This window comes from Acuticoccus sp. MNP-M23 (assembly GCF_031195445.1).
Classification (GTDB): Bacteria; Pseudomonadota; Alphaproteobacteria; order Rhizobiales; family Amorphaceae; genus Acuticoccus.
On sequence record NZ_CP133480.1, the window covers coordinates 1,191,125 to 1,216,369 of the forward strand.

Annotated in this window: 27 protein-coding genes, 1 tRNA gene and 2 pseudogenes; 11 read left to right on the top strand and 19 right to left on the bottom strand. The window is 65.0% G+C overall.

Going from position 1 to position 25,245, the window contains the following annotated elements:
• Positions 1-36 precede the first annotated feature (36 nt).
• The 4 genes from RDV64_RS05650 to RDV64_RS05665 all read right to left on the bottom strand — a co-directional run bounded on the left by RDV64_RS05650 (position 37) and on the right by RDV64_RS05665 (position 2,846).
• The gene (locus RDV64_RS05650; RefSeq protein WP_309198297.1) at positions 37-531 is read right to left on the bottom strand and encodes a hypothetical protein; all 495 of its coding nucleotides are present in this window, start codon (positions 529-531) and stop codon (positions 37-39) included.
• Positions 528-1,679 (bottom strand): Xaa-Pro peptidase family protein, encoded by a 1,152-nt coding sequence (locus tag RDV64_RS05655; RefSeq protein ID WP_309198298.1) that lies wholly within the window; start codon positions 1,677-1,679, stop codon positions 528-530. Before RDV64_RS05655 ends, RDV64_RS05650 begins: the two co-directional genes overlap by 4 nt.
• A gap of 4 nt (positions 1,680-1,683) precedes the next feature.
• Positions 1,684-2,469: a peptidoglycan editing factor PgeF gene (gene pgeF / locus RDV64_RS05660; protein ID WP_309198299.1), complete on the bottom strand. Its 786-nt coding sequence runs from the start codon at positions 2,467-2,469 to the stop codon at positions 1,684-1,686.
• A gap of 89 nt (positions 2,470-2,558) precedes the next feature.
• A complete protein-coding gene (locus RDV64_RS05665) occupies positions 2,559-2,846 on the bottom strand; it encodes a DUF6460 domain-containing protein (protein WP_309198300.1) in 288 nt (95 codons plus the stop codon).
• A 105-nt stretch (positions 2,847-2,951) separates the two neighbouring features.
• Here RDV64_RS05665 and RDV64_RS05670 point away from each other — a divergent pair, with 105 nt between their 5' ends.
• On the top strand, positions 2,952-4,901 hold the full coding sequence (locus RDV64_RS05670) for an acetoacetate--CoA ligase (RefSeq protein ID WP_309198301.1): 1,950 nt from the start codon (positions 2,952-2,954) through the stop codon (positions 4,899-4,901).
• A 98-nt stretch (positions 4,902-4,999) separates the two neighbouring features.
• Here RDV64_RS05670 and RDV64_RS05675 read toward each other — a convergent pair whose 3' ends face one another.
• Complete coding sequence (locus tag RDV64_RS05675) at positions 5,000-5,368, bottom strand: hypothetical protein (RefSeq protein ID WP_309198302.1); 369 nt, start codon at positions 5,366-5,368, stop codon at positions 5,000-5,002.
• 198 nt (positions 5,369-5,566) lie between these two features.
• Between RDV64_RS05675 and RDV64_RS05680 the strand changes: the two genes are divergently transcribed.
• A tRNA-Thr gene (locus RDV64_RS05680) sits at positions 5,567-5,642 on the top strand.
• Between the two features lie 300 nt (positions 5,643-5,942).
• Here RDV64_RS05680 and RDV64_RS05685 read toward each other — a convergent pair.
• Positions 5,943-7,130: pseudogene (locus RDV64_RS05685) on the bottom strand (IS3 family transposase).
• Positions 7,131-7,180: 50 nt separating this feature from the next.
• Here RDV64_RS05685 and RDV64_RS05690 point away from each other — a divergent pair.
• The 3 genes and pseudogenes from RDV64_RS05690 to RDV64_RS05700 all read left to right on the top strand — a co-directional run.
• Positions 7,181-7,384: pseudogene (locus RDV64_RS05690) on the top strand (transposase); the annotation flags it as partial.
• A 315-nt stretch (positions 7,385-7,699) separates the two neighbouring features.
• Positions 7,700-8,977 carry an FAD-dependent oxidoreductase gene (locus RDV64_RS05695; protein ID WP_309198303.1) on the top strand — a complete coding sequence of 426 codons (1,278 nt, stop codon included), beginning with the start codon at positions 7,700-7,702 and terminating at the stop codon, positions 8,975-8,977.
• A 42-nt stretch (positions 8,978-9,019) separates the two neighbouring features.
• A complete protein-coding gene (locus RDV64_RS05700) occupies positions 9,020-9,994 on the top strand; it encodes a glycosyltransferase family 2 protein (protein WP_309198304.1) in 975 nt (324 codons plus the stop codon).
• 156 nt (positions 9,995-10,150) lie between these two features.
• Here the strand turns inward: RDV64_RS05700 and RDV64_RS05705 are convergent, their stop codons facing one another.
• From RDV64_RS05705 to RDV64_RS05730, 6 genes are all read right to left on the bottom strand, one after another.
• Positions 10,151-11,047 carry a calcium-binding protein gene (locus tag RDV64_RS05705; RefSeq protein ID WP_309198305.1) on the bottom strand — a complete coding sequence of 299 codons (897 nt, stop codon included), beginning with the start codon at positions 11,045-11,047 and terminating at the stop codon, positions 10,151-10,153.
• A gap of 151 nt (positions 11,048-11,198) precedes the next feature.
• Positions 11,199-11,945 (bottom strand): ABC transporter ATP-binding protein, encoded by a 747-nt coding sequence (locus tag RDV64_RS05710; protein ID WP_309198306.1) that lies wholly within the window; start codon positions 11,943-11,945, stop codon positions 11,199-11,201.
• A complete protein-coding gene (locus tag RDV64_RS05715; protein ID WP_309198307.1) occupies positions 11,942-13,084 on the bottom strand; it encodes an ABC transporter permease in 1,143 nt (380 codons plus the stop codon). The genes RDV64_RS05710 and RDV64_RS05715 overlap by 4 nt, the downstream gene beginning before the upstream one ends.
• The gene (locus RDV64_RS05720) at positions 13,081-14,358 is read right to left on the bottom strand and encodes an efflux RND transporter periplasmic adaptor subunit (RefSeq protein ID WP_309198308.1); all 1,278 of its coding nucleotides are present in this window, start codon (positions 14,356-14,358) and stop codon (positions 13,081-13,083) included. The genes RDV64_RS05715 and RDV64_RS05720 overlap by 4 nt, the downstream gene beginning before the upstream one ends.
• Positions 14,355-14,615 carry a cysteine rich repeat-containing protein gene (locus tag RDV64_RS05725; protein WP_309198309.1) on the bottom strand — a complete coding sequence of 87 codons (261 nt, stop codon included), beginning with the start codon at positions 14,613-14,615 and terminating at the stop codon, positions 14,355-14,357. Before RDV64_RS05725 ends, RDV64_RS05720 begins: the two co-directional genes overlap by 4 nt.
• A 114-nt stretch (positions 14,616-14,729) precedes the next feature.
• Entirely contained in the window at positions 14,730-15,035 is a 306-nt protein-coding gene (locus RDV64_RS05730; RefSeq protein WP_309198310.1) for a hypothetical protein, read from the bottom strand.
• A gap of 191 nt (positions 15,036-15,226) precedes the next feature.
• Here RDV64_RS05730 and RDV64_RS05735 point away from each other — a divergent pair, with 191 nt between their 5' ends.
• The 4 genes from RDV64_RS05735 (at position 15,227) to RDV64_RS05750 (ending at position 20,915) form a co-directional block, all read left to right on the top strand.
• Positions 15,227-15,955 (top strand): response regulator transcription factor, encoded by a 729-nt coding sequence (locus tag RDV64_RS05735; RefSeq protein ID WP_309198311.1) that lies wholly within the window; start codon positions 15,227-15,229, stop codon positions 15,953-15,955.
• Between the two features lie 61 nt (positions 15,956-16,016).
• Entirely contained in the window at positions 16,017-17,369 is a 1,353-nt protein-coding gene (locus RDV64_RS05740) for a HAMP domain-containing sensor histidine kinase (RefSeq protein WP_309198312.1), read from the top strand.
• A gap of 752 nt (positions 17,370-18,121) precedes the next feature.
• Complete coding sequence (locus RDV64_RS05745) at positions 18,122-19,567, top strand: diguanylate cyclase domain-containing protein (RefSeq protein WP_309198313.1); 1,446 nt, start codon at positions 18,122-18,124, stop codon at positions 19,565-19,567.
• Between the two features lie 236 nt (positions 19,568-19,803).
• Positions 19,804-20,915 (top strand): IS3 family transposase gene (locus RDV64_RS05750; protein WP_309195819.1). Its coding sequence is split into 2 segments (ribosomal slippage): positions 19,804-20,053 and positions 20,053-20,915, totalling 1,113 coding nucleotides; the frame shifts between segments, so codons are not numbered across the junction.
• Positions 20,916-20,938: 23 nt separating this feature from the next.
• Here RDV64_RS05750 and RDV64_RS05755 read toward each other — a convergent pair.
• The 3 genes from RDV64_RS05755 to RDV64_RS05765 form a co-directional block, all read right to left on the bottom strand.
• Positions 20,939-21,358 (bottom strand): hypothetical protein, encoded by a 420-nt coding sequence (locus RDV64_RS05755; RefSeq protein WP_309198314.1) that lies wholly within the window; start codon positions 21,356-21,358, stop codon positions 20,939-20,941.
• Positions 21,359-21,443: 85 nt separating this feature from the next.
• Positions 21,444-22,109 (bottom strand): SH3 domain-containing protein, encoded by a 666-nt coding sequence (locus tag RDV64_RS05760; RefSeq protein WP_309198315.1) that lies wholly within the window; start codon positions 22,107-22,109, stop codon positions 21,444-21,446.
• 28 nt (positions 22,110-22,137) lie between these two features.
• On the bottom strand, positions 22,138-22,605 hold the full coding sequence (locus tag RDV64_RS05765) for a hypothetical protein (RefSeq protein ID WP_309198316.1): 468 nt from the start codon (positions 22,603-22,605) through the stop codon (positions 22,138-22,140).
• A 175-nt stretch (positions 22,606-22,780) separates the two neighbouring features.
• Between RDV64_RS05765 and RDV64_RS05770 the strand changes: the two genes are divergently transcribed.
• Both RDV64_RS05770 and RDV64_RS05775 read left to right on the top strand, forming a co-directional pair.
• A complete protein-coding gene (locus RDV64_RS05770; RefSeq protein ID WP_309198317.1) occupies positions 22,781-23,002 on the top strand; it encodes a hypothetical protein in 222 nt (73 codons plus the stop codon).
• A 75-nt stretch (positions 23,003-23,077) separates the two neighbouring features.
• On the top strand, positions 23,078-23,449 hold the full coding sequence (locus tag RDV64_RS05775; RefSeq protein WP_309198318.1) for a LuxR C-terminal-related transcriptional regulator: 372 nt from the start codon (positions 23,078-23,080) through the stop codon (positions 23,447-23,449).
• 24 nt (positions 23,450-23,473) lie between these two features.
• Here the strand turns inward: RDV64_RS05775 and RDV64_RS05780 are convergent, their stop codons facing one another.
• From RDV64_RS05780 to RDV64_RS05795, 4 genes are all read right to left on the bottom strand, one after another.
• Entirely contained in the window at positions 23,474-24,139 is a 666-nt protein-coding gene (locus RDV64_RS05780) for a hypothetical protein (RefSeq protein ID WP_309198320.1), read from the bottom strand.
• A 25-nt stretch (positions 24,140-24,164) separates the two neighbouring features.
• The gene (locus tag RDV64_RS05785) at positions 24,165-24,317 is read right to left on the bottom strand and encodes a hypothetical protein (protein ID WP_309198321.1); all 153 of its coding nucleotides are present in this window, start codon (positions 24,315-24,317) and stop codon (positions 24,165-24,167) included.
• A 39-nt stretch (positions 24,318-24,356) separates the two neighbouring features.
• A complete protein-coding gene (locus RDV64_RS05790) occupies positions 24,357-24,875 on the bottom strand; it encodes a hypothetical protein (RefSeq protein ID WP_309198322.1) in 519 nt (172 codons plus the stop codon).
• A gap of 63 nt (positions 24,876-24,938) precedes the next feature.
• On the bottom strand, positions 24,939-25,220 hold the full coding sequence (locus RDV64_RS05795; RefSeq protein WP_309198323.1) for a hypothetical protein: 282 nt from the start codon (positions 25,218-25,220) through the stop codon (positions 24,939-24,941).
• Positions 25,221-25,245 lie beyond the last annotated feature (25 nt).

Consider the following 25,245-nt stretch of genomic DNA (forward strand, 5'->3'; position numbering starts at 1 on the left):
GCCATCGCTCCACCGCAGAGCAGGCCCGAACGGGCCTCAGGCGCCGGCATTGAGCCAGGCATTGATGAGCGCCGACAGGCGAATTGCAATGAGGTCCAGGTCGTCCCGGTTGACGTTGTCCCAGGGATCTCCCCCGGACTCTTCGGAACGCTGCTCGCCGACGATCCGGTGAAGGCGGCGGCCGCTGATGTCTTTCACGTCGAACACATAAAAGATCAGCGAATTGGTTTCGTTGGAGGTCGCGGTCAGCGAGCCCTCCACCGTGAACAGCGCCGGCCCGCCCGGCCGCTTGATGACCGTGAGGCCCTCCTGCCCCGCGCGAAGCCAGATCCGGCGGAGCAGCGCATCGCTCACGTTGCCCGGAATGCCGGGAAACGGCAGGAAGGCGAACGTGGCGTCTGCCGGATCGGCCAGAGGCGCACGCGGCGGCGCCATCTCGCGGCCGACGCCGGCGGCAATTCCGGTGAGGCTCGGCTGCTGGCAGGCGGCCAGCGTGACCGCCACGACGAGAAGGAGCGCGGCGCGGATCATCGGGCCACGAACGCCGGCGCGATGGCCGACAGCGGCTCTGCATCCGCGTCCGTCGTGAGGTAGGTGCGGCCCAGCGTCATTGCGGTCCGGCTTTCGGAGTCCATCAGAATCATGTGCGCAAACAGCACCATGTTGGGTTCGACTGCCGCTTCGTTGCCGCTGTAGAACATGGGCGGGTCCATCCATGACGGGGTGAACGTCGCGCCAAGGGAGTAACCGCACGCATTCAACTTGTGTGCCTGCATATCACGATCGTTCAGCTCCTGCGCGTGTGCTTCGAACACTTCGCCGAAGGTGTTGCCCGGACGCATCGCTGCCACCACCCGCGCGAGCGCCGCCTCCGCCGCATCGAACAGCTCATGCTGGCGCGGGCGCGGGGTGCCGATCACCACCGTGTCCATCATTGCCGCATGATAATGGCGCCAGACGCCGGCAATCTCGATGGTCATCTGGTCGTCGGCCGAAAGCGCCCGGCGGCCGGACTTGTAGCGGCACAGGAGCGCGTCCTCGCCCGAGCCGATGACGAACTCGTTGCCGGGATAGTCGCCGCCGCCGGCAAGAACGGAGCCCTGCATGGCGGCCAGAATGGCGCCTTCATCCACGCCTGGCGCTGCCATGTCGACACCGGCGCGCCAGGCCGCATCGCCAAGGCGCGCCGCCTCGCGCACAATTGCAATTTCCGCAGGGCTCTTGATGGCCCGCAGCGCCGGCACAAGGTCCGACGCATCGTGCAGGGTGCCGAAACGGCGGAGCTGATCGTCGAGCCGCTGGCCATTGCGCGCCGTCAGACCGTGGGTGTCCAGCTCCACGCCAATATGGGCGCCGAGGAGATCCAGCTCGAACAGATGGTCTTTCAGCGCGCGGGTGGGGTCGACCCCGGCCCGGTCCGTCCAGACCAGAATTTCCTCGATGATGGAGGTATGTCGGGCCTGCCGCAGATCCGCCGAACGCGTGATCAGCGACATGCGTCCGTCCCGCTTCACCACCAGGCACTGGAAGAACACGAACCCGAACGTGTCGTAGCCGGTGAGCCAGTACATGCTCTCCTGGCTGAACAGGAGCAGCGCATCGAGCTTGCGTTCGGCCATGTCGGCCTGCACGCGTGCCATCCGCGCCTCGTATTCGTCCCGCGCAAAATGCAGTGCCATGGGGTCAGGCCTCCAGTGCGATTGCCGCCAGCATCCGGCCGTAGTCCGCCTCGCCCCGGTGGGTCGTCCGCCGGTAGGAGAAGAAACGGTCCGGGTCAGCGTACGTGTCGAGGCCGAGATTCTCCACCGTGCCGACCCCGGCTGCCGAAAGCCGCATGACGATATAACCCGGAAGGTCGAACATGTGATGCCCCGGCCGGGCACTTGGCGCGAAGCAGCGCGCCGCCTCCGGGTTGGCGTCAATGACGGGCGCGGGAAAATCCGGGCCGACTTCGTAGGAAGGTGCGCCGATGGTGGGGCCGACGACAGCCACGATTGCGCTGCGCCTTGCGCCTTGCGCCACCATTTCGTCCACCGTCGCTTCCAGAATGCCGCCGGTTGCGCCCCGCCATCCGGCGTGGGCCCCGCCGATCACGCGATTTCCGGCATCGGCAAACAGAACCGGCGCGCAGTCAGCATGGAGAACGCCAAGGGCAATGCCGGGACGCGTTGTCACCAGCCCGTCCACTTTCGGGCGCCCGTCCGGCGGTGCGTCCAGCGTCAACACGTCGGCCGAATGGATCTGGTTCATGGACACCAGGGCCGTGGCCGGTACGCCCATGGCACCGGCAATCCGTGCGCGGTTCTCAGCCACATCGTCCGGCCGGTCCGCTGAGCCGCGACCGGCGTTGAGGCTGGCGTAGATGCCGGACGACACCCCGCCCTGCCGGGTGAAGAACCCATGCCTGATGCCGGCCGACGACAGGGCCGGCGCAGTCAGGAACGGGGGCGCGTCTACAACGTCTGGCAAAGGGTGACCCCGCGTCGATGTCCGGCGCGGGCTCTAACAGGGTGCGGGCGCCGCGACAACCGCGGGACCCATGGGCGAGGTCTCGCCCCTCAGCGGCCGAACATGCGCAGCACGCGCAGGATCAGCCACACCGGCACCACAACCACGGCGCCCAGCGCCAGGATCGCACCCACCTCTTCCAGCGTGTCGAAACTCATCGACGACAGGAAGCGCAGCTGCTCTTCGGCCCAGCGGATAAGATCCACCGGGCTGAGATCCAGCGCCGTCAGGATCACACCGACAACAAAAGACATCACCAGAAGGCGCACGACCACGCCCATGGGCGTGCCGCCCAAAACGCGTTCGGCGCTCGATGCGCGGGTATTCATCTCACTCATTCCATCCTCCACAGGCCATGATATAGGCACGGACCAGCGCCATTCCTACAGTTGGCGTAAGAAGTTCCGCCGGGACGGCGGATATCGATGCCTGAGGAGCAAGTGATGAGCGACACTGCGCTGTGGAAGCCTGCCCACCCCGAAGCCACTGCAATGATGGCGCTCGCCGCCCGCTGCTCCGACCGCGCGGGCCGCCCGCTCACGAGCTTCCGCGACCTCCACGCCTATTCGATCGAGGCACAGAGCGCATTCTGGGACATTGTGTGGGACGACCTCGGCATCATCGGCGACAAGGGCGGTACGGTGCTGGAAAACGCGGCCCGGATGCCGGACGCTGCCTTTTTTCCCGAGGGGCGGATCAACTACGCCGAAAACTGCCTCGCCGGTGACGCCGACGCCGAAGCCATCGTCTTCCGCGGGGAGGACAAGACCGAGCGCCGGATGACGCGCGGCGCGCTTCGTGCCGCCGTGGCAAGGATGCAGGCCTTTCTCGCCGAAGCCGGCGTCGGCGCCGGCGACCGCGTTGCGGCGATGATGCCCAACATGCCGGAGACCATTGTGGTCTGCATGGCGGCCGCTTCGCTGGGCGCGGTGTTCTCGTCCTGCTCGCCTGATTTCGGCGAGCGCGGCGTGCTGGACCGGTTCGGCCAGATTGAGCCCACCGTGTTCGTTTCGGTCGATGGCTACTGGTACAACGGCAAGCCCATCGACATTTCGGCGAAGGTCGGCGCGGTGGCGCAGGTGCTCGCCCCCGCCGCCGTGGTCATCGTGCCTTATCTCGATGATCTGCGCGCACAGGAGCTGGCCACCGAAGTGGCAGGCGCGGTGCTCTATCCAAAGATCGAGGCGCGGGCGGAAACCGAGCCCGCCTTCACCCGCGTGGCCTTCAACGCACCGCTTTTCATTCTGTTCTCGTCCGGCACCACCGGCGTGCCGAAGTGCATCGTGCACGGCGCTGGCGGCACTCTCATCCAGCACATGAAGGAGCACCGCTACCACGCGGACATCAAGGCCGGCGACCGCGTGTTCTACTTCACCACCTGCGGCTGGATGATGTGGAACTGGCTGATCACCGCGCTGGCGTCGGAAGCAACGCTGATCCTTTACGACGGGTCCCCCTTTGCGCCCGCCCCCACCGTTCTGTGGGATTACGCGCAGGACGAGGCCATCAGCTTTTTTGGCACCAGCGCGAAATATCTGGATGCGCTGAAGAAAGAAGGCGTTGAGCCGAAGGAAAGCCACGACCTATCGGCGCTGCGCACGATCGCCTCCACCGGCTCCCCGCTGGCGGCAGAAAGCTTCCGCTGGGTCTACGAAGCAATCCGGACCGACGTGCATCTGGCGTCGATTTCCGGCGGCACCGATATCGTGTCGTGCTTCGTGCTGGGCGTGCCGACCCTTCCGGTCTATGCCGGCGAAATTCAGGGCCCCGGCCTCGGCATGGCGACCGACGTTGCCGCCGATGACGGCACCCACCTTGCCAGCGGCAAGGGGGAACTCGTCTGCCGCAAGCCGTTCCCGTCCATGCCGATCATGTTCTGGAACGATCCCGCGGGCAAAAAATACCGCGCAGCCTATTTCGACCGGTTTGAAAACATCTGGTGCCACGGCGACTTTGCCGAGTGGACATCCCATGGCGGGATCATCATCCACGGCCGGTCCGACGCGACGCTCAACCCCGGCGGCGTGCGCATCGGCACGGCGGAAATCTACGCGCAGGTGGAGCAGATCCCCGAGGTGATCGAAGCGCTTGCCATCGGCCAGGATTTTGACGGCGACGTGCGGGTGGTCCTCTTCGTGCGCCTGGCCGACGGCGCGACGTTGACCGACGATCTTGTGAAGACGATCCGCACGCAGGTGCGCACCGGGGCCACCCCGCGCCACGTTCCTGCCAAGGTGGTGGCGGTGGCCGATATTCCGCGCACCAAGTCCGGCAAGATCGTGGAGCTTGCGGTGCGCGACATTGTGCACGGCCGCGAGATCAAGAACCGCGAGGCGCTGGCCAACCCGGAAGCTCTGGAGCTGTTCCGCGACCTCGAGGCGCTGCAGAGCTGACCGGCTCACGGGATTGTCGCCACAAAAAAGGCGCCCCGGATGGGCGCCCGTCTGGCTTCACACCTCAGCGCGGCGCCCTGTCGGCGCCACGGGGATGACTACATGCACATCCGGCGGCCGTCCGGCGTTTCGATCGTGCCGGTGTTGCGGTTGAAGCTCGGCCAGCGACGCGAACAATATTCGTACCATGCGGGGGTCCACGGTGTGGGACGAAGGCAGAGGCGCCCGTGCATCGGGATGAGGAAGTTGACCGTAGGCGCCGGGTTCTGGGTGTAATACCACACGCCCTTGCGCGGGGTGCGCTCTTCCCTGCGGGACCATGGGTCGTAGGCGCCGTAGTGGCCGGGCGCCCTGTATTCGCAGGCGTAGGCCGAAGCGGGACCAGCCAGATCGGCCGCCATCGGCTGCGGCACGGACCAGACCGACGTGGCGAGTGCCGCAAGAAGTGCGACAGCGAGAATGCGCATAAGTCCCTCCGGAGCAATTTCGCAAGGGTAGCGCCTGCCCGCCTCGCCATCAACGCCGCCACCCACCCGCCGCCGCAACAGCCCGCACAAAGCCGCCGGGGTGTTACCCATCGGCCACCCGGGTTGCGCCTGCCCTCCGCCGGATGGCAACCGCCCCCTTTTCACCCGCCGCAGACCGGATTATGGGTGTCCCTGAGGGCCGGTTTAGCTCAGCTGGTAGAGCAGCGGTTTTGTAAACCGAAGGTCGGGGGTTCGAGTCCCTCAACCGGCACCATTGGCTTGTCTGACAGGGTCCAGATCAAGCCAAAACGCCTAGCAAACGCTGACTTTCGTCCTGTTCCCGGTCCGGCGTTGTCCGTTTTATGCTGTTGGTATCCAGCGTGTCTGTAGGTAGATATGCTCATATCTCATCCATCGCGCTCATCAGAGCGCGACACGATACCAACAGATGAAAGCGGCCTTGCCACTTCCGACTTGCAGATCAAACCTTTAAAGCGCTCAGAGCGCCCTTTGAAACACAGCGATGGGGGTGGTCTGAGGTGCTTCCCATCGGTTGGACGGTTTGGGCGGTATTTTAAGCTACAGCCGGGATCTGCTGGTTGGTTCGGCCCTTGTTGATGATGGTTGCGTGGAATGCGGCGCTTGGCGTCCGTCCGCCAAGGGCCGAATGCGGGCGCCGCTGATTGTAAAACGTTATCCACTGCCCGATGCCAGCGCGGGCTTCGCGGCCGCCGGACAAGGCGTGAAGATAGACGGATTCGTACTTCAGAGAGCGCCACAGGCGCTCGATGAAGATGTTGTCGAGGAACCGGCCCTCGCCGTCCATCGGGATCTTCACCTCGGCCGTCTGATGGCAACTCGTCTAGGCCCACGACGTAAATTGGTTGCCCTGGTCCGTATTCATGATCGAGGGCGGTCCAAAACGGGCAAGGGCCTCTTCCAGCGCTTCCACGCAGGGGTCCGCCTCCAACGTATTGCTGAGGCGCCAGGCCAGCACCTTGCGGCTGGCCCAGTCCATGATCGCCACGAGGTAGGGGAAGCCGCGCGCCATCGGGATGTAGGTGACATCGGCGCACCAGACCTCGCCCGGCCGGTCGATCGTTCCGCCGCGGAGCAGATACGGCCAGACCTTGTGCGCCTTCGCAGAGGCGCTCGTGTTCGGCCGCTGGTAGATCGGCATCCGACCCATGAGCCGCATCAGCCGCGGGATCCGTTTGGGGTTCACCATCTCACCCTCGCCCCGCAGGTGCCACGTCATCTGCCGCACTCCATAGAACGGCGACTCTCAGAAACCGCTCGTCGATCCGGCGCATCAGCGCCAGGTTCTCGGCCGTCTCACCGCCAGGAGATTGGTGAAACGTCGACGGCCGGATCGGCAGGAGCCGGCACTGCTGCGTGACCGACAGTGCGGGATGGTCCTTCTCCACCATCGTCCGCCTCACATCCCGCCCCGGGGTTTGAGCTTTCGCGATAAAAAATCGTTGGCCACCGCCAGCTCGCCGATCTTGGCGGGAAGGTCACGGACCGTCTAATCGCTCGCCGCAGGTTCTCGCCCCTTGCGGCCGCGTTCGAACACATCCGATGCGCCCTCCAGCAGCTGCTTCTTCCATTGATGGATCATCGTCGGGTGGACACCAAAACGGGCGGCCAGCTCCGCCACCGTCTCTTCACCCTTCAAGGCCTCGAGCGCCACCTTCGCCTTGAACGCCGCATTGTGCTGCTTGCGTGTCGTCTTCGCTGATCTCCTCTCATCGAAGACCAGCAGGTCCCTTCAATAGCTTACGCCACCGTCCAATTTCCGGGGCGCACCTCAGTCACATGGGCTGCCGGGTTCGCGCCCTGGTCGAGAGCGCCGGGGCGAGGCTCGTGTTCCTGCCGCCCTGTAGCCCCGACTTCAACCCGATCGAGATGACCTTCGCCAGGATCAAGGCGCTCCTTCGAAAGGCGGCGGAGCGAACCGTTGCCAACCTGTGGGACCGCATCGGCGAAATCCTCGACCTCGTCACGCCAGACTAGGCCCCAGCCTCCTTCCGAGCAGCCGGCTATGACCCAGACTGAGCGCGAACTGATCTAGCTGCGACGCCGAATTGTATACCATGCTCTCGAAGTTGACGTCTGCACCAACCTCTAAAACCCTTGCTTCTGCGAGAAAACGCGGACGTCGGCGTCAAGCGCAAAGCAGACACAATCGCTGGCGCGCGCCTGTCTTACGCAGGTTTATTTGTAAGGTCTGGTGCACTACCCTGGTGCATCATCGGATTTGCGTACTTGTCCCGTTCACTCCGTCACACTCCGTCGTCGAGGCCTCCGGCAGAGATTGCTGGTGGCGCGTTGCCGGTTGATCGCCGGCCCCGGCGCATCGCTCCGGCGGCGGGGGATCGCGGCAGGAAACGGGACCGGCGGTCGGTCTTCATCGTCGGGGCGGGTCTCCTCGGGTGCCTTACAGCGTTGGAACTTGCGGCGCGGGGTGCCCGTGTCGTCCTCGCCGACCGTGGTCCGGGGGTTTTCGCCGGCGCTTCCGCGGCGGGCGAGGGCAAGATCCACCTTGGTTATGTGTTCGCCCGCGACGCGCCCGATCGCACGGCCAGGCTGATGCTGGATGGGGCCTTCGCCTTCGCCGCCATCGTCGGCCGTCATGTCGGGACCGAGGCGTTCGCGCGGCACCTCTCCGCCCCGTTCGTCTACCGCGTTCTGCCCGGCTCGCTGTCCAGCCCGCAGGAACTCGCGGCATTCTACGGCAAGGTCGACGCGATGATCGCCGAGCGCCTCGCGGCTCCCGGCGTGTCTTATCTGGGGGGCGCTGCCCGCTTTGAGCCGGTCCGGCGCCTTGCTGATGATCCAGCCTGTGGCGCAGACGGGCCGGCGCTGGCGGCCTTCGCAACCACGGAGCGCGCCGTCGACCCGGCTTTCCTGCGGGCCGCGATCGGTGCCGCCGTAGCCGCCGACGAGCGCATCGAAACCGTGTTCGGCTGCACCGTGACCGGTTTTGCGCGGACGGCGGGGGGCGGCACGATCCCGATGACGGCAAACGGTCCGCTCGGCCGCTTCGACCGGGTGGTCAACGCTGCCTGGGATCAACGCCTGAAGCTGGATGCCACGCTTGGCCATGTGACCCGGCGGCCGGTCCTGCACCGGCGCAAGGTCGGCATGGTGGTGCGCGTGCCGGCCGATCGGCCCGCCGTGGAAAGCGCCACACTGGTGCTCGGTGCGTTTGGTGACGTCGTCAATTATGGCGGCGGCCGGCTTTACCTGTCCTGGTATCCCTCCGGCTGTATCGCCCGGACCGATGCGATTGCCCCACCGGATGACTGGCGCCAACCGCTGGGCGCGCGTGAAGAGGAGTGCCTGTTCGAAGATGCTGCGACGCGCCTCGGTGCGATCGTGCCGGGGCTCACTGCCGTGCTGGCTGGTGCCGAAGCACCCACCCTGACACCGGGCGTCATCACCTCGTGGGGCGCGGGCGATGTTGACCAGCGCGAAACCGAACTGCACCACCGCTTCGAAATCGGCCCGCAGATGCTGGAGCCCGGCTATTTCAGCGTCGATACCGGCAAGCTGACGATGGCGCCCCTGTTTGCCTCGCGGACTGCCGCAATGGTGATGGCGTGAGGCCCGCCGCCAGTGCACCGCAAGGCTGAGCAACGAGCCGGAGTGAACCCAACGCCTGCCATCTCGATCTGTATTCCGGCGTTTCGGGCCGAAGCCTTTTTGGAAGAGACCCTGCGTGCGGCCGTTGCACAAGAGGGTGATTTCGAGCGCGAATTCGTCGTCTCTGTCGACGGGCCGAGCGAAGGGGCGCCGCCGGACCGGACGGAAGAAATTGCGCGCGATTGTCTTGCGGGGGAGCGCCTGCGCCTCGTGGTCCAGCCGCACCGTTTCGGCTGGGTCCGCAACACCAACGCGGCGCTGCGTCTCGCAACGGAGCCGCGGGCGATGATCCTGCCGCATGACGACATTCTGCTGCCAGGCTATCTTCACACCTTGATGACGGCGCTGGACAACAATTCCGCCGCCGTTCTCGCCTTCTGCGACATGTCTTTTCTCAACGCCGACCGGATCGTGAGCGAACCCGGCGAAACTGGCAACCGGCGCGCGCGGCTGGAGGGCATCCTGCGCCACCACTTCCCCGCAATCGCGTGGCGCGGCGTGTTCCGCCGTAAGGCAGCACCGCGCCATCTGGTGCCGACATGGGCGCTCGCCGACTTCGGCGCGGACACACTCTGGGTCGCCCGGATGGCAGCGCAAGGCGCGATCGTTCGTGTCCCCCGCGCGCTTTACAAAAAACGGATCTGGGCCGGCTCCGCTCATGCGCAGTGGCGCAGCGCAAGCGAAACAGAACTTGACGAGATGTGGATCGTACACTGCCTGGAGACCGTGGCGGCAATCGCCTCCATCTCCCCCGCGGCGCCCCTCGCCCCATCATTCCGAGCCGCGCTGCAATCGCGCCTCGCGCGTGAAAATGTGCGGTTCGTGCGTCCGCTCACCCGGCCTGCGATTTTGGGTCCGAACGGGGGCCTCCTGGCGATGCTGTCAGTGTACGCCCGGGTGCGCCGGCGCGACCCGCATTATTCGTGGTCGGCCCGGACGGGTGCAATCATTTCCGCCTCGAGGCGTAGAGCACGTTAATTTGCCGCTAAGCTGCTTCGATAACTCCGCTCGGTGCTCCGGGAGGGGACATGGGGCTCGGTGGCCAGCAGCCAGCGGTGGGGCGGGAGAAGCCGCGGCGCTCACATGGCGGGGTCCGCTTCAGACCGACGACATGTCAGGGCGCCACGGCAAAGGTCAGAAGAAATTGTCGACCGAAAGAAGGTTGGCGTTGAAGTTTTCCAGCGTGACCGTGTCGCCGCCGCCGAAGTCGAGCACGGTGTCGGTGCCGATCTGTTCGGCGAGATCCACGAGCTCCTGCGCACCGAGGCCGGCGCCGCGCACCTTGAGTGTGTCGTCCAGCGCGTTGAAGTCGGTGATCGTGTCGGCACCGCCGCCGACCTTGAAGATGATCTGGTCCTCGCCGTCCCCCGAGGTGATCACGTCAGTGCCGCCGCCGCCCTTGATCACATCGCCGTAGCCACTGCCGGTGATCTGATCGTTGCCGCCGCCGCCGTTCAACCGGCTCGCCAGCGAGTCGCCGCCGTTGAAGTTGCCCGCCGTGATCACGTCGTCACCCGCGCCGCCATAGATCGTATCCTCGAACGAACCGCCATAAATGGTGTCGTCGCCCCGGCCCCCGCGGATGAGATCGCGCCCGAAGCTCGGCGTTTCATAAAGCTCCTCGCCGTAGATGACGTCGTCCCCGCCCCCGCCAAGAAGCGTGTCGTCGCCGTAGTTGCCGTAGATGGTGTCGTTGCCGCCGCCGCCCCGCACGAGGTCGTCACCTTCACCGCCGACCAGACTGTCGTGGCCGCGACCGCCGTCAATGCGGTCGTCGCCTTCACCGCCCGCCACGCTGTCGTTGCCGCCGCCCCCGACGAGCCGGTCGTCACCTTCGCCGCCCGCCAGGCTGTCTTGGCCGCCGCCGCCGAAAATCCGGTCGTCGTCAGCGGCGCCGAAGACGGTGTCGTCGCCGCCGAAGGCAAAGATCTTGTCTGGTTGGGAGGTTCCGATCAGCTCTTCTGCCGCACCCGTACCGAAGATCGTTTCCAGCATCGTCATCGTTGCATCATTGCCGCCATGATCACTCATCGAATCTACCCTTCTTTACAAAGTGAATTCCGAGACAAATCTCGTAGAAGAACAGATAATTTCGCTGGGTGGCGAATGGTATTGATGGCGCATGTTGGTTTGTCAGCGTTTGTAACAGAGGGAATTTCCCGGCCTTGCATGAACGCCGGATTCAGCCGCGGGGCCGGTGACACTCCACAACCTTGCCATCGCTGAAGACGTAAGTCCGGTCGAAGAGGTCCAGCGAACGCTGGTCGTGCGTCACGACTACGACCGCTGCGCGGCGATGGTCGGCAATTGTGCGCAGGAGCTCCATTACCTGACGGCCACGAACCGAATCCAGCGCGGCGGTGGGCTCGTCGGCTAGGATCAGCGCAGGGTCGGTGGCAAGCGCACGGGCAATCGCGACACGGCTCTGCTCGCCGCCCGACAGCTTGGTCGGCCGCGCGCCGAGGCGATGGCCGAGGCCAAGCTGCGTCAGCATCGTCTCGGCGTGGGGGAGAGCGGAGGCGAGCGGCACGTCGTCGATGGTGAGCGCCAGGGCGACGTTTTCGCCGGCTGTCAGGAACGGGATGAGGTTGGCCTTCTGGAACACGAAGCCGATCGCGGTGCGGCGGAGGTCGCGCAGCGCGTCGAGATCGGCTTGCGGCGTGGAGACCCTGGTGCCCGAGAGCCAGATCTCGCCCTCGCTCGGCGGCTCCAGAAGGCCGGCGATGAGAAGCATCGTGCTCTTGCCGGAGCCCGATTCGCCCACCACGCCGACGAGCTCCCCGGCGTGCGCCTCAAGCGAGACGCCAGCGAGGGCTGCGACCCGCGTGTCGCCGCTGCCGAAGACCTTGGCGACGCCGCGCACCGAAAGAACCGGCGCCTCCCGGTCCTGCGCGGCCGCCGATGCCATGCCGTCCAAGGCCGCCCTCACGCCAGGACATCCTGCGCGCGCACGCGCGTTGCCCGGCGAATGCCCACAAGCCCGGCCGTGATCGCGAGGACCGCGACCGCCGCGAAGAGGACGGCCGCATCCATCGGCTCGATCAGCACACGGCGCGGGAAGTGGGGAAACACCGCCGCCGCGAGCGCCAGGCCGGCAGCGAAACCCATCACGCCGATCAGCGCGGCCTGCTGCAGGATCATCGCCGCGATGACGCGCCGTCTTGCCCCCATCAGCTTCAGCATGGCGATGGTGTGAAGCTTCTCCATCGTCATCGTGTAGACGATGAGCGAGACGACAATTGTCGTGACCGCCAGAAGCACCAGGGTGAAGGCGAGGATCTGGACCCTGAGCCGCCAGAGGCGCTGATCGAGGAGCAGACGGCGCTGGTCGTCGCGCGTCAGCACCGAAACGTCGCCCCACGCCTCCATGGCCGCAATCACCGCGGCGGCGTCTGCGCCAGGTTCCAGCGTGGCGAGGATTGCGGCCACCTCAGGGTCGCCACCTTTCGAAGCCGCGCTGCCTGCATGGTGCCCGCTTGCGCGGATCTCTGCCGCCGTCCGGTGCCCCGCGATCGCCAGCACATCGTTGATGGCAAGAAACATCATCCCGTCGCCGGCAAGGTCCACCATCCCCTCGGCAAGGCCCACAATCGCGTAATCCTCCCCGGCGATGGTGACCCGGTCGCCGAGTGACAGGCCGACGGAGCGGTCGGCGACCGCCTCGAAGCGGCCCCGGCGGATCATCCGGCCGCGGGAGAGCGCAATCCAGTCCCCGTCGTCGGCCGAAACGTCAACGCCGACAATTGCGGCGCGCAGCGGGTGACCCTCATGCGCGAACTGCTGGCTGAGCTGCACGAAACGGCGCGCGTTCGAAACGCCCGCGAGACCGGCAACCCGCCTTTCGAGGCTGGCGGGGATCACCGAGCGCTCCGAGAACGGACCGGCCTTGTCCTTCTGCACGATCCAGAGGTCCGCCCCGACTCGCTCTACGATGAGAAGCGCGTCGGCGACGATGCCGCGATAAAGGCCGACCATGCCGCTTGCCGCGGTGATCAGGAAGGCGACGCACGCCACCGTCAGCGCGAACCGGGCCGGGGCATGAAGAATGTCCTTGAGGGCAAGGTTCACCCGTCCCTCCCGGCAACCGGGCCGTCGGCAGGCACCACGCGCATGCGCTCGAAGGCGCGGTCGGTGAGGGCGACCACTTCGCCGGGCGCAATCCCTTCGCGGATCTCGACCGCGCCGGCGGTCACGTCACCGAGCGTCACCGGCCGCCAGCTGAGCCGCCCCTGGTTGGCGATCCAGACGCCTTGCACCCCGTCCCGCGGCGCGAGTGCGCCGGAGGGGGCGGCAAGCACGCCGCTTCGCGTTCCGGTCGACACCGTGGCGCGGGCGCGCTCACCCATTGCCCATCGCGCCGGCACCCGTTCGGGCGCAAGGTCGACGGCGAACTCGCGCGTCCCCTCCTCCACCGTCCGGCCGATGCGCACGACGCGCGCTGCGATGGGCGCGCCGGAACCGGCGGGGGCGATCCGGGCCGTCTGCCCCACGTCGACATGCTGCACGGCGCTCTCATCCAGCATCGCGGTGAACACGAGCGTTTTCGGATCGACGATGGTGGCGATCGGGGCCCCCTGGCTGAGCGTGTCGCCGACATTCGCCGGCTGCTCCACCAGGACGCCGCCGATCGGGGCGCGGATCACGGTGTCGGACAGTTGGGCGCGCCGGACTCTTGTGCGCGCGGCGGCGGCATCGGCATCGGAGCGCGCACGGGCGAGCGCGGCTTCGGCGCGGGTCTGGTCCGCCGCGGCCTCGTCGAGGGCCGCGCGCGCCACCTCGTGGCCGGCCGTGGAAACGACACCGCGCGTGACGAGCGTGCGCTTGCGGGCCTCCTCGCCGGTGACACGCGACAAGGTGGCGTCGGCACGCGCCTTCTCCGCCTCGGCCATCGTCACGCCGAGCTGGGCGGCCTGCTCGGTGGCCTCGGCTGCTTCAAGCTCGGCGGCGAGGTCTTCTGCTTCAAGCCGTGCGATCACGTCGCCCTTTGCCACGACGTCACCCTCCGCAGCGCCCAGCGCCGCGATGCGGCCTGTCCGCTCCATGGCGATGTTGGCACGGCGCTCTGCCTCCAAGGTCGCCGGGGCGAGAACTTCCGCGCTGAAGGTCTGTGGCAGGACAGGCACCTGCTCCACGGAATGGGGCAACGCAAATCGCATCGCGAGGCCCCCCGCGGTGAGCGCGATAGCGACGATCGCCGCGAGCGCCGCGCTCCGCCGCCGCGGCCGTGCGGGCGGCCGCGGCGGGATCAGCCCCAGCGCGTTGGGCGCGTGCGCCGCCATGCGGGACGATGCGTCCGCGACGGGCGCGGCCCTGCACCCGGGCTCGCGGACGGTGATGCTCATTTCTCCATCACCTCCTTCACCTTGGCCCGGCAGGGCCCGGAAATCTCGGCCTTGTGGGGCAGCATGCATCGGGCAATCCGGCCTTCGCCGGGCTTCACCTTGGCGCAGAAGCGCGCGATGTCGGCCGAGCAGGCGTTCTTCAGCTGCATCGCTTCGAAGCGGGTGATGTCCGGCAGTGCCGTTTCTGCGGACGCCGGGTGAGTGGCGAGCATCGCCAGCAGAAACGCGGCCGCCGGCGGGTGGAATGACAAGGCCATGAGCCCTCCCTTTCGTCGCGACACGCCCCGTGGGGGGCTGTCAGACAGGCATTTTCCCAGCCGCGCGGGCGTCGCCGCGCGGCCATGTGGTTTAAAGGATGTGAGGGGCCCGGATCAGCGCGTGATCGAGCCGGAGCTGCTGACGCTGCGACCGCGCGTGCCCTTCGTGGAGCGTGACGTGTTACAGACGCCATTGGCGCAGTTGACCGAGCCACCGTGCACGACAGCATTGCCGGCAGGGCCGGTGCGCGTCGCACTGCGCGAGCAGGTGCCGCCTGCGCAGCCGGCACTGGAATTGAAGGTGGACTGGTTGCCGTACGTCCCGGTGGTGACGCGCTTGCGCTCGAAGGCATCGGCGTCGGTCGCAGCGCCAGCCATCACCATGACTGCGAGTGCCGTTCCGGTGAGAAGCTTGATCATTTTACGCAACTCCTGAATTTTAGTCTCGGACGAACCATCTCGCCGCTGACAGGATAAAGAATAGTGAGTTATTGTTGCACTAAAATCCCCATGAGGCATCGTTTTGTCGTAATATGTAGTGCTGTGTAACAGTTTGTATCGTTCGCCACCGAATAATTCCCATCAGATAAACCACATGATATCTAAGGCTAATGTCAGACAGACCAGCAACTGTTATCGTTGTCGAGGACGACGAGGAGATCGCCGAGCTTGTTGCCGGGCTCTTGCGGGCGGACGGCTACACGGTCGAATGGGCGCCGGACGGGGCCGCGCTCGACGCCTTGATGGCCCGCGTGCGGCCCGATCTTCTGATCCTGGACGTGATGCTGCCGGGGGAGGACGGCCTGTCGATCTGCCGGCGCATCCGGGCGCGCCACCCTGTGCCGATCCTGATGCTGACGGCAAAGAGCGACGAGATCGACCGGGTTCTCGGCCTGGAGATGGGCGCCGACGACTACGTGGTGAAGCCGTTCGGCCCGCGCGAGCTGCTGGCCCGGGTGAAGGCGCGGCTGAGGCGCGCGAACGAGCACAGCATCGCCCCGCCGACAAGGCGCTACCAGTTCGACCGGTTCGTCATAGACATCGACGCGCGCAGCCTCGCCACCTCTGACGAGAGCGGGGACGGCGAGGAAATCGCCCTCACGACCGGCGAGTTCGACCTTCTCGCCTGCTTCGTGCTCGCGCCGCGGCGAGTGCTGACCCGCGACGTTATCCTCGACAAGATCCGGGGCCGTGGCGCCGACCCGTTCGACCGCACGGTGGACATGCTGGTCTCCCGCCTGCGCCGCAAGCTCGATGCCGCAAGCCCCGGCTCGGCGCTCGTCGGAACCGTGCGCAACGGCGGCTACCTGTTCACCGCCCAGGTGCGTGTCGTCCCTTGAGCCCGACCGCGCCTCAGCCGGCCCGCGCCGCACACATGTGCGGATCGCAAAGGACCGCCCTATGCTGACACCGACCTTCAGCGTCGCAAGCCGTGTCGCGCTCATCGTCTTTGCGGCGACGATCGGCGTGTGGATGGCCGCCCTCGCCGTCTACTACAAGGCGAACCTCCCGGCCGAGGATCCCTCACAGCTGGCGCCGGCGCGCCTCGCGGCGATTGTCGCCCTGTTCGAGACGGAACCGCGCGAGAGGCTTGCCGCCGCGCTGACAACGGATTCGCTCAAAGTCGAGTTGCGGGAGGTTGCGAGACCCGCCGCCGGGCCGATCGAGGCGCTGACTCTGCCGGACGGCCGCGCCGCAAACCGCGAGACGATCCCGCCGCACAGCGGCCTCCTCCCGCGCCTGACGAAAACGCACGATGGCCACATCTACCGCATCCCCCTGTCCGGCGGCACCATTCTCGTCCTCACCACGCGCTCGTCCGAATTCCTCAACGGGGCGCAGCTTCCGGTCGGGATCGGTGCGGGGCTGATCGGCACCTTCATCGCGGTGGTGGCGCTCATTGTGATGCACCGCGAGATGGCGCCGCTGCGCCGCCTTGCCGAGGCGGCCGACCGGCTGGACCTGTCCGGCCGCTCGCCGCCGCTGCCGCAATCGCGCTCGTCCGCGCCGGAAATCCGCTCCCTCGTGGCCGCGTTCAACCGCCTTCAGGAGCGTCTGGCGACGCTTTTGGCAGCGCGGATGGTCATGGTGGCCGGCATCTCCCACGACGTGCGCACCTTTGCCACCAAGCTGCGGCTGAGGCTCGAATTATTGCCGGAGAGCGAGACCCGAGAGCGGGCCGTGCGCGACGTGATCGACATCGTGAGGATGCTCGACGACGCTCTCGTTGCGACGCGCGCCGGCATGGGCGAGCTTGCCGAGGAGCTCATGGTGCTCGCCGAGATCGTGGAGGAAGAAGTGACGGATCGCGCGCACCACGGCGCTACCGCGACGTGCACGGTGGCGCCGGCTGCGGCCGACCTCACCGTTCTGGGTGACCGCCTCGCCATTCGGCGGATCGTCGCCAACCTGATCGACAACGCCATCAAGTATGGCCACGCCGCCCACGTGGCGGTCACCGCGCCAGCGTCCGGCTGCCTTGCGGTGACGGTCGATGACGAGGGGCCGGGGATCGATCCACGCGACCGGGCCATGCTGGTGGAGCCGTTCGTGCGCCTCGAGACCTCGCGCAACAGGTCCACCGGCGGCTCGGGTCTCGGCCTGGCGATTGCCAAAAGCCTTGCCGAAGCCCATGAGGGAACGCTGGAGATCGGCGATGCCCCCGGCGGCGGCGCCCGCTTCACGCTCACCCTGCCCTCCTTCCTGGTCGATGACCCGTCTCAGGACGACGGCGTGACCGCCCGCCCGCATTAATCATTCGCGCCGAGGCGACATCGCGGCACGAATGCCGCCGGGATCACACTTCGGGAACGGCGGCGGCTGCGCGTGAACCCTGAACATCGCGCCGGGCAGGGTCGCGCTTGGCCGATCCATTCGCGCCAGCTCTACGGCGAAGCTTGCTCAGCGACCAGTGGAGCGCGGCCGCCGGATCGGAGCTCGTCGCGTATGTTGGGGGCGCGTTGGGGGATCGCCTCGAGACACCGCGCGACGACCTTCTGTCGACAGTGGCTGCCGACTGGGAGGCTCAACGCGTCATTTCATTCGACTGCCTCGTGCATCAGGTCGTCGTGATCCTCGTCGGTGGAAGCGACACCACACGCGCAGCCTCCGGCCTTCAGCGCATCGAGCGCATCGAGCGCAAGCGCAGGCTTCTAAATCTAGTCGGGCCAAGAGCATAGCGGACAAGCATTACAACTCCTTCGCTACTTAATCAGGCGCGAGATATTTAAGATTTATACCACAGAATATAGTCTCAAAATTCTGAACTCACCAAAATCTTTGCTCACCAGCTGAATACCGAGGCCGCCCCGCAAACTCTCAGAAACAAGTGCTTTTTGATATATTTTCCGAGCTGCAAATAGGATCATTTGCAAGGTAGAGTGCATCCCATAGACTGGCAGGATCCCGCCTGCTGCCTCGCAGATTGCAACAGCAGGATCAATTCGAAAGGTGGGCATTTCACAGTTGCGACTTAGTCAACCGCGCCAATCGGAAAGAAGACTGCGATGAACAGCTTTTATGGCAGGTGGCTCGAGCGAGTTGCGCTGGTCTTGATCGGCTTGCTCGCTGCTGTGGTCATCATCGTATTGGTCAATGCGACCCCCGCCCCGGCATTACCCGGCTTGGCCTCGGTCGCGCTGCTCGGCGTTTCGTTCATTGCGATCGTTGCGGCCACCGTCGTCGTCTTGGCAATGCGCTCGCGGCTGAGCCTGGTTCAGGAAGCGCTGGATACAACAAATGCAGCGATAGCCGTTTACGATTCACGGGATCGTCTTGTGATGGGCAATGAGCGTTACCGGGAGGTACTTGATGTGCCCCCGGAGATATTCAAACCGGGAGCGGCCTATGTCGACCTTGTTCACACATCATTGCAGCTGAATTTTGAAAATGAAGAGGATCTCGAGAGAGAACTTCAAAAGCGCCTGTCTCTTCACAGGGCAGCGGATGGCCAACCCTCAGATCGGAAGTACCCAAATGATCATTGGCGGCGGGTAACGAAAACAAGAACGAAGAGCGGCGCAAACATTGGAATTGCAATTGATGTAACGGATTACTACAGCTTGCGGGATGAGGCTGACCGCGAAGCCAGACGTTTCGAGATACTTGCAAATAACGCGCCAGTAGGAATATGCCAAATAAGTCAATCAAACTCAATAACATTTTACAATAGAGCGTTTTTAACAATTTTTCAACTCTCGGACATAGATCTAATTTACTCAAAGTTGTTAGACATTTCGGCAAATGGAAAAAAATATAGAACATTCAGTGAATTTACCGAAGCCCTTTCGGTCAATAGCAAAGAAATAGAAATAAACTGGAGCATAAATAACGAATTGAAATATGCGATTGTCAAGTTCGCCTCCATCGGAGCCGAGGCATATCGGGGGTATGTTCAAAATGAGATAATATTGATATTGATAAATATTACGAAGCGCAAACGAGCTGAGGCAAGAGTAAGCTACTTTGCCCATCATGATGCTCTTACCGGAGCCAAGAACCGCTTATCCTTCAATCAGGACATTCAAACTGCTGCGCGCCGCGCGAGCAAGACATGTCCTGTCTGCATAATATCAATTGATCTGGATCAGTTTAAACCCGTCAATGATACGTACGGCCATCATACAGGTGACGAGATTTTACGGATGGCTGTTGCTCGCCTGTCGACGCTCCTTGAGCCGGGAATGGACCTTTACCGCATGGGGGGGGATGAATTTACGATCATTCGATCAATGGACAGCACAACTTCAGACCCTCTCACATTCGCGCAATCTCTGGTCGAAGCAATGTCATTGCCATTTGAAATAAATGAAAAATCCATAACAATCGGCGCCAGCGCGGGAGTTAGTCTTATTCCCAGAGATGCCAATAATACAGAAACTCTGGTGCACTGCGCAGATCAGGCGCTATACATGGCAAAGAAACGAGGCGGAGGTGATGCCGTTTCTTATTGAATATCGCAAAATGCAGGTGGATCGGACGACCGTCGTTGCAGCATCCGAAGCGACCACTCATCGGTGCGCAACGGCTATCCCTCAAAAATGGTCAAATACAAGGAGGTCTACCTCCGGGCATATGAGACCGTCAGTCATGCTGGGGCGTCTATCGGCAGATAGATTGATTTTAACAACTGACGTTGCCCCTTGGAATGTCCTCGGTCTGAACTGGACTCCGTCAGAAGGAGACGGAGATGAAGAAGAGCCGCTTCAGCGAAGAGCAGATCATCGCGGTCCTGAAGGAGCATGCCGCGGGGATCGGTGTGTCGGAGCTGTGCCGCAAGCACGGGATCAGCGACGCGACGTTCTACACGTGGCGCAAGCGCTACGGCGGAATGGAAGTGTCTGAAGCCAGGCGGCTGAAGGCGCTGGAAGATGAGAACGGCCGCCTGAAGAAGCTTCTCGCCGAACAGATGCTCGATGTGGCGACGCTGCGGGACGCTCTGGGAAAAAACTTCTGACGCCCAGCGCACGGAGAGGCTTCGTGAGTTGGGCGATTGAAAAGAAGGGGTATTCCCAGCGGCGCGCCTGTGCCCTGATCGGGATGCATCCAAGGACTTACCGCTACCGGTCGCAGCGGCCGGACGATGCGACGGTGCGCCAACGCCTGAAAACGCTGGCGAACGAACGGCGCCGGTTCGGCTATCGGCGGCTGCATATCCTTTTGCGGCGCGAGGGTATCGAGGTGAACCACAAGAAGCTGTTCCGCCTATACCGCGAGGAGAGGCTGAGTGTACGACGGCGCGGCGGCCGAAAACGTGCCATCGGAACGCGGGCGCCAATGACCTTGCCGCGAGGACCAAACCAGCGCTGGAGCCTCGACTTTGTCTCCGACCAGCTCAGCGACGGGCGCCGCTTCCGTGTGCTGGTGGTGCTCGACGACTTCACCCGCCAGTGCCTGACGCTCGTTGTCGACACATCACTGTCGGGGGCTCGCGTGGCACGGGAACTCGACCGCCTGATCGTCAGTCGCGGCAAGCCGCTCACGATCGTCAGCGACAACGGCACCGAGCTGACCTCCCATGCCATCCTCGAATGGCAGGAGGACCGCCGCGTCAATTGGCACTACATCGCGCCCGGCAAGCCGATGCAGAACGGCTTCGTAGAGAGCCTGAACGGTCGCTTCCGCGATGAGTGCCTCAACGAGCATCTCTTCCGCAGCCTTCCGGGCGCTCGCCGCATCATTGAGGAATGGCGCACCGACTACAACCACGACAGGCCGCACACCAGCCTGGGCGGCCTCACCCCGAACGAGTTTGCAACCCGGTCCCGATGGGACCACAACACGAACAGAGTCCAGCTATGAGCGGGGACACTTCTGGGGCAACGTCAGTCTAGGATCGGCCCGTCGCCTGTCTCGAAGCGGGTAAGCGTGTAGGTGTTTCCGCCCGCCTGCACTGTGGCATAGAGGCGGCCGGAGGCCTCGGCGCGGTTCTCCAGCGTGGTCTTGAGGACGCCTTCCATCGCGCCGGCCATCGCATCGCAAAGCGTGGCATGCACGGTATCGGGGCCCCCCTCTGCGGCCTGGATCAGCGTCAGCTCGCCCGAGGTCAGATCAAGGGTCGAACCCGTATCGAAGTCGAGGAGATCGAACCGCCCCTGCGCGGGATCGGCGACACTGATGAAGCCTGCGATGCTTTCCACCGGCTCTCGCGCCTGCGCCAGCATGGCGCTGACAGCGAGCGGAACCAGAAGCGCGAAAGCGCCAGCGATGGCGCGGACCGCGCGCGATGGAAAGCGCTTCGTCATGAATACCTCTGGTCAAACGATTACAGACGGACGTTTGACCAAGCCCCAAGCCAATGCGCCATCGCACGGATGGGGGATTGCTGCGCTACTGCATGTGCGGACGCAGATAGGTGCCCGAAACCCAACCCTCGACGCCTTGCCAGCCAACATGGCACCAGCCGCGGCCAAGTGTTCTCATCCGCTGGCGCCGGTTCATCTCGGTCCAGGCCAGGGCCTTGATGGAGGGGCGGCAGCCGCGCAGTATCACGATGTCGGTGGCATCGTGCGGCAGCTCGCCGATCTTGCGCGCATCTGCGAAGGGCTCCACGCGCACGTTCAGCACGTCGTTCGCCGCAACGCGCGTCAACAGCGCGTCCTCGACCCGTTCCAGAACGCGATACATTCGGTCGCATTCCATCGCCGCGATCTCATCGTCCGGAGCGCGGTCAGGTGCGGCCCCGGACACGGCCACCTGCACATCGAGGTTGGCGCCGCCCACAATCAGCGTGCCGCTCACGAAAAAGCCGTTGCCGTCGTCGATCAGCAAGTCCGCCATCGCCATGCCCGAGCCGGAAATGCGCGAACCATCATCGAACAGATCGAGCAACAGCGCCGGGGGACCGCCCCCTGCCGTGCTGACCATGGTCTTGCCGCTGAAATGGCCTTCGGCGAACGCCAAGGCAGGCAGGCAGACGGTCAGCGCAAGGGCGATGCCGCCTCGGCGGGCAAAAACCGCAGTCCGCGCCAGAGCCCTCATCATCCTGTCGATCATCCGCTTCCTCCCAAGCTCTGTTGGCGCGCTATTGACTGCGAAAGCTCCCGGCGCTGATCTCGAAGCGGCCGAACATGGTGGTGACGGGATGCATCGCGTCGCCGACAGAAAGCGTGCCTTCGAGGATCGGCTCGTCCGCCCTGGGCGCAAGCGCGAGACGCAACACGGTCCCGCCGATTGTGGCTGCGACCGTGCGTGCACCATCCGCGCCCGCGGCGAAAATCGCTTCGGCCGTCTCGCCCGTAAGGGGGCAAAGTGGAGCCGGCCCGGCCGCGCACGCTCCTTCGATAATCGTCATCAGGCCCGTTCCGGCCGCATCGTCCGAAGGCGCGAAGAGCTGCATCACCAGCGTGCCCGTTGCCACGTCGTTCACCGATGCGAGCGCACCGCGCTCGATCACGCCCGCATTCCCGGCCTCGCCCGCCTCGGCGCAACTCGCCGCCACAATGGCGCACAGCGCGATGGCAAGGCGTGGAGACGTGTCGCGTAAGGTCATGTCGTCTGGTCCGATCGAGTGTTCGGCTCAGAGGTATTCGGCAGACGATACAGACCGCCATCACCCGGTTGGGGGAGCTGGACTTTGCCTGTTGCGCATCCGCTAATGCTGTTCCGCAAGGAAACTCGAAGCCGATACGCCGAGCCGGCCGCACGATGGAGGAGCCGAACACTCGATGGAGGGAGAGGCAACGGACAACCCGCCGATCGCGGACGTGCTCATCGTCGAGGACGAACCGGTGGTCGCGCAGTTCATCCGCGATACGGCATGCACGGTTTTTCCCGATGGGCGCGTGGAGGTGTCGGGATCGCTGGAGGACGCCCGCCGGACACTGAGGCAACTCCACCGTCCGCTCGTTCTTCTGGATGTCGGGCTGCCGGACGGTGAAGGCCCGTAGCTTATCGACGAGATCCGGCAGCACCACCCGGACGGGCGCATCGTCATTCTGAGCATCGAGGGTTCGCAGCGGAAGGTGCGCGAGATCCTGCGTCGCGGCATCGACGGCTACCTGCTCAAGCAGAACCTTCCCGAGCAGCTGGCGGACGAGCTTCACCGGCTGAAGGCCGGCATTCCGCCGCTCTCGCCTGACATCGCCACGGCCATGCTGGCCTACATGGCCGAAGCACGCAGTGCCACCCGGCCATTCTCGCCCCTGGAAAGCCTGTCCAGGCGGGAGCGCGAAATCTTCGACGGACTTACCGCAGGGGCCAGCCGCAACGCGCTCGCACAGCGCTTCGGCATCTCGCACCACACCGTCGCCACCCACACGCGCAGCATCTACCACAAGCTGGAAATCTCGACCCGCGCCGAACTCGGGATGCTGGCCGCCCGCGCCTCCGGTTGAGCGAGGCGGCCGGTCTCGCGGGCCCTAGGCGGTTTTCGCAGGCAAAAGCACCTCCATGCGGAATGCATCGCCCTCCGCGACCGTATCGAGACGGCCGCCCAACTCCTCGACCCGGTCCCGCAAACCTCGAAGACCACGACCCGACGAGTGAAGCGGAAAACCCTCCCGCTCCGGTCCTGCAAGGGGGTTGAGAAACCGGAACGTCGCCCCCGAAGCGGATGGCTCGACACTGATGCGCGCCTGCCCGGGGTCGCCGTGCCTGGTGACGTTGGACGCGTATTCCGAAAGAACATGCGACATCGCCGCGACCGCTGTCCGGTCGACATCGAAATCCTCGCCGTCCCGTGTTTCGATGACGATGGACGCCCGTCCCGGCAGGGCCTCGTCCAGCGTCTGCTGCCACAGCGGCATGGCGTGCAGCTGCTGCACGATCACCCGGTCGGCGGACGTGAAAAGATGTCTTCCGCGCCCCTTGCCGATCACCAGAAACGGCGCCTCGCCTTCGAGCACAGGGGGCACTCGCAGCGAGAACCGGTCCTCTTCGGCAATCGCGATTGCGGTGCTTCGTTCAAGCACGGGAGGCAGCCCGCCGTCGGGATTGACTGGCACCACGCCCATCGCATCGAAGGTCGTCGCGAGGATTTCTGCAAGCTCCTCGGTGTAGTCCTCGGCCGTGTTGCCGGCCAGCATGCGGGACACACCGCCGAGAGCCTGCTCAAGGTCCCGAGGGTTGCGAGAGGGCCAGATGGCGCGCGGCGTTCAGCGAAAGCGCCTGACCGACGATGATGGACGGGATCAGGATGTAGGTGAACGACGAACTGAACAGGATCTCGAACCCGAAGAGGCGTGGCAGGAAGACGAACGCCACCGCCAGGACGGCGGCCGTGGCCGAGAAGCCGAGCGCGATTCAGGTCAGCGACGCTTGAGCGGTAGAGGCTGATCGCGCGCGGGCGATCTGAACGCCCACCGCCGCCACGACAAGCCCGGCGCCCGCCATGACGGCCGAATTGTTGGCGAGCGGCTCGGTGAGCGGCCCGGCCGTCCACCCAAGGGCCAGGAAAACCCCCGTGCCGCCCAGCATCAGAGTAGCGGTCCGCTCCGAGACGAGGGGCGCGGGATGGCGCAGCGCGATGACGAGAAGCGCCGCCACCGATCCGACGCCGAGCGAGGTGATGGCGTGGCTGGCGTGCATGGGGTCGAGCGCGAGTGCAACAAGTTGCGCTTCGCGCATGTAGATATGGACCTGTCCGCCGAGCGCGGTGGCGATCCCCAGCAGCGCGAACATGCATCCCAGAAGCAACGAACGCGCCGTCCATGTGCAAACCGCGCAAACGAGCGCGATCACCAGCGTGTCGGCAATCACGAGCCAGAACAGAGCCGAGATCGTGTCGGGTTCGCGCGTTCGCCCGGCGTCGAACTCGATCATGCGTCCATCACCGAGCTCGAACGCCACGGGTTCCGGAGCGCTTAGCGCGGCGCGAAGCTCCCGCTACGCCTCACGCGTTTCGATGCGACGCGCCCGCTGGTAGTTGCCGGAATCGATGCGCAACCGCACGATGGCCATCCCGTCGATCAGGGTACGCCCGTCCTTGCGCACCGCAACAATCTCGTCCCCCGCGGCGAAGGGCGAGCCCGGCGCTGTCGCCATCACCCCGTTCGGGGTGCCGAAGGGCGGAAACGGCAGTCGCAAGCGCAGATCCGGCTCCGAGAGAATGGCGAGGTAGATCAATGCCGCAGTTGCGAGCGGCACAAGCACGACAAGAAGAGCCAACACGGTCCTGAAGCGGCGCCGACCC

What these genes read in the sequence shown, in the direction of transcription:
- RDV64_RS05650 (WP_309198297.1), bottom strand. Translation starts at nt 531, where the DNA reads ATGATCCGCGCCGCGCTCCTTCTCGTCGTGGCGGTCACGCTGGCCGCC.
- RDV64_RS05655 (WP_309198298.1), bottom strand. Translation starts at nt 1,679, where the DNA reads ATGGCACTGCATTTTGCGCGGGACGAATACGAGGCGCGGATGGCACGC.
- RDV64_RS05665 (WP_309198300.1), bottom strand. Translation starts at nt 2,846, where the DNA reads ATGAGTGAGATGAATACCCGCGCATCGAGCGCCGAACGCGTTTTGGGC.
- RDV64_RS05670 (WP_309198301.1), top strand. Translation starts at nt 2,952, where the DNA reads ATGAGCGACACTGCGCTGTGGAAGCCTGCCCACCCCGAAGCCACTGCA.
- RDV64_RS05675 (WP_309198302.1), bottom strand. Translation starts at nt 5,368, where the DNA reads ATGCGCATTCTCGCTGTCGCACTTCTTGCGGCACTCGCCACGTCGGTC.
- RDV64_RS05705 (WP_309198305.1), bottom strand. Translation starts at nt 11,047, where the DNA reads ATGAGTGATCATGGCGGCAATGATGCAACGATGACGATGCTGGAAACG.
- RDV64_RS05720 (WP_309198308.1), bottom strand. Translation starts at nt 14,358, where the DNA reads ATGAGCATCACCGTCCGCGAGCCCGGGTGCAGGGCCGCGCCCGTCGCG.
- RDV64_RS05725 (WP_309198309.1), bottom strand. Translation starts at nt 14,615, where the DNA reads ATGGCCTTGTCATTCCACCCGCCGGCGGCCGCGTTTCTGCTGGCGATG.
- RDV64_RS05730 (WP_309198310.1), bottom strand. Translation starts at nt 15,035, where the DNA reads ATGATCAAGCTTCTCACCGGAACGGCACTCGCAGTCATGGTGATGGCT.
- RDV64_RS05735 (WP_309198311.1), top strand. Translation starts at nt 15,227, where the DNA reads ATGTCAGACAGACCAGCAACTGTTATCGTTGTCGAGGACGACGAGGAG.
- RDV64_RS05740 (WP_309198312.1), top strand. Translation starts at nt 16,017, where the DNA reads ATGCTGACACCGACCTTCAGCGTCGCAAGCCGTGTCGCGCTCATCGTC.
- RDV64_RS05745 (WP_309198313.1), top strand. Translation starts at nt 18,122, where the DNA reads ATGAACAGCTTTTATGGCAGGTGGCTCGAGCGAGTTGCGCTGGTCTTG.
- RDV64_RS05755 (WP_309198314.1), bottom strand. Translation starts at nt 21,358, where the DNA reads ATGACGAAGCGCTTTCCATCGCGCGCGGTCCGCGCCATCGCTGGCGCT.
- RDV64_RS05760 (WP_309198315.1), bottom strand. Translation starts at nt 22,109, where the DNA reads ATGATCGACAGGATGATGAGGGCTCTGGCGCGGACTGCGGTTTTTGCC.
- RDV64_RS05765 (WP_309198316.1), bottom strand. Translation starts at nt 22,605, where the DNA reads ATGACCTTACGCGACACGTCTCCACGCCTTGCCATCGCGCTGTGCGCC.
- RDV64_RS05770 (WP_309198317.1), top strand. Translation starts at nt 22,781, where the DNA reads ATGGAGGGAGAGGCAACGGACAACCCGCCGATCGCGGACGTGCTCATC.
- RDV64_RS05780 (WP_309198320.1), bottom strand. Translation starts at nt 24,139, where the DNA reads ATGCTGGCCGGCAACACGGCCGAGGACTACACCGAGGAGCTTGCAGAA.
- RDV64_RS05790 (WP_309198322.1), bottom strand. Translation starts at nt 24,875, where the DNA reads ATGATCGAGTTCGACGCCGGGCGAACGCGCGAACCCGACACGATCTCG.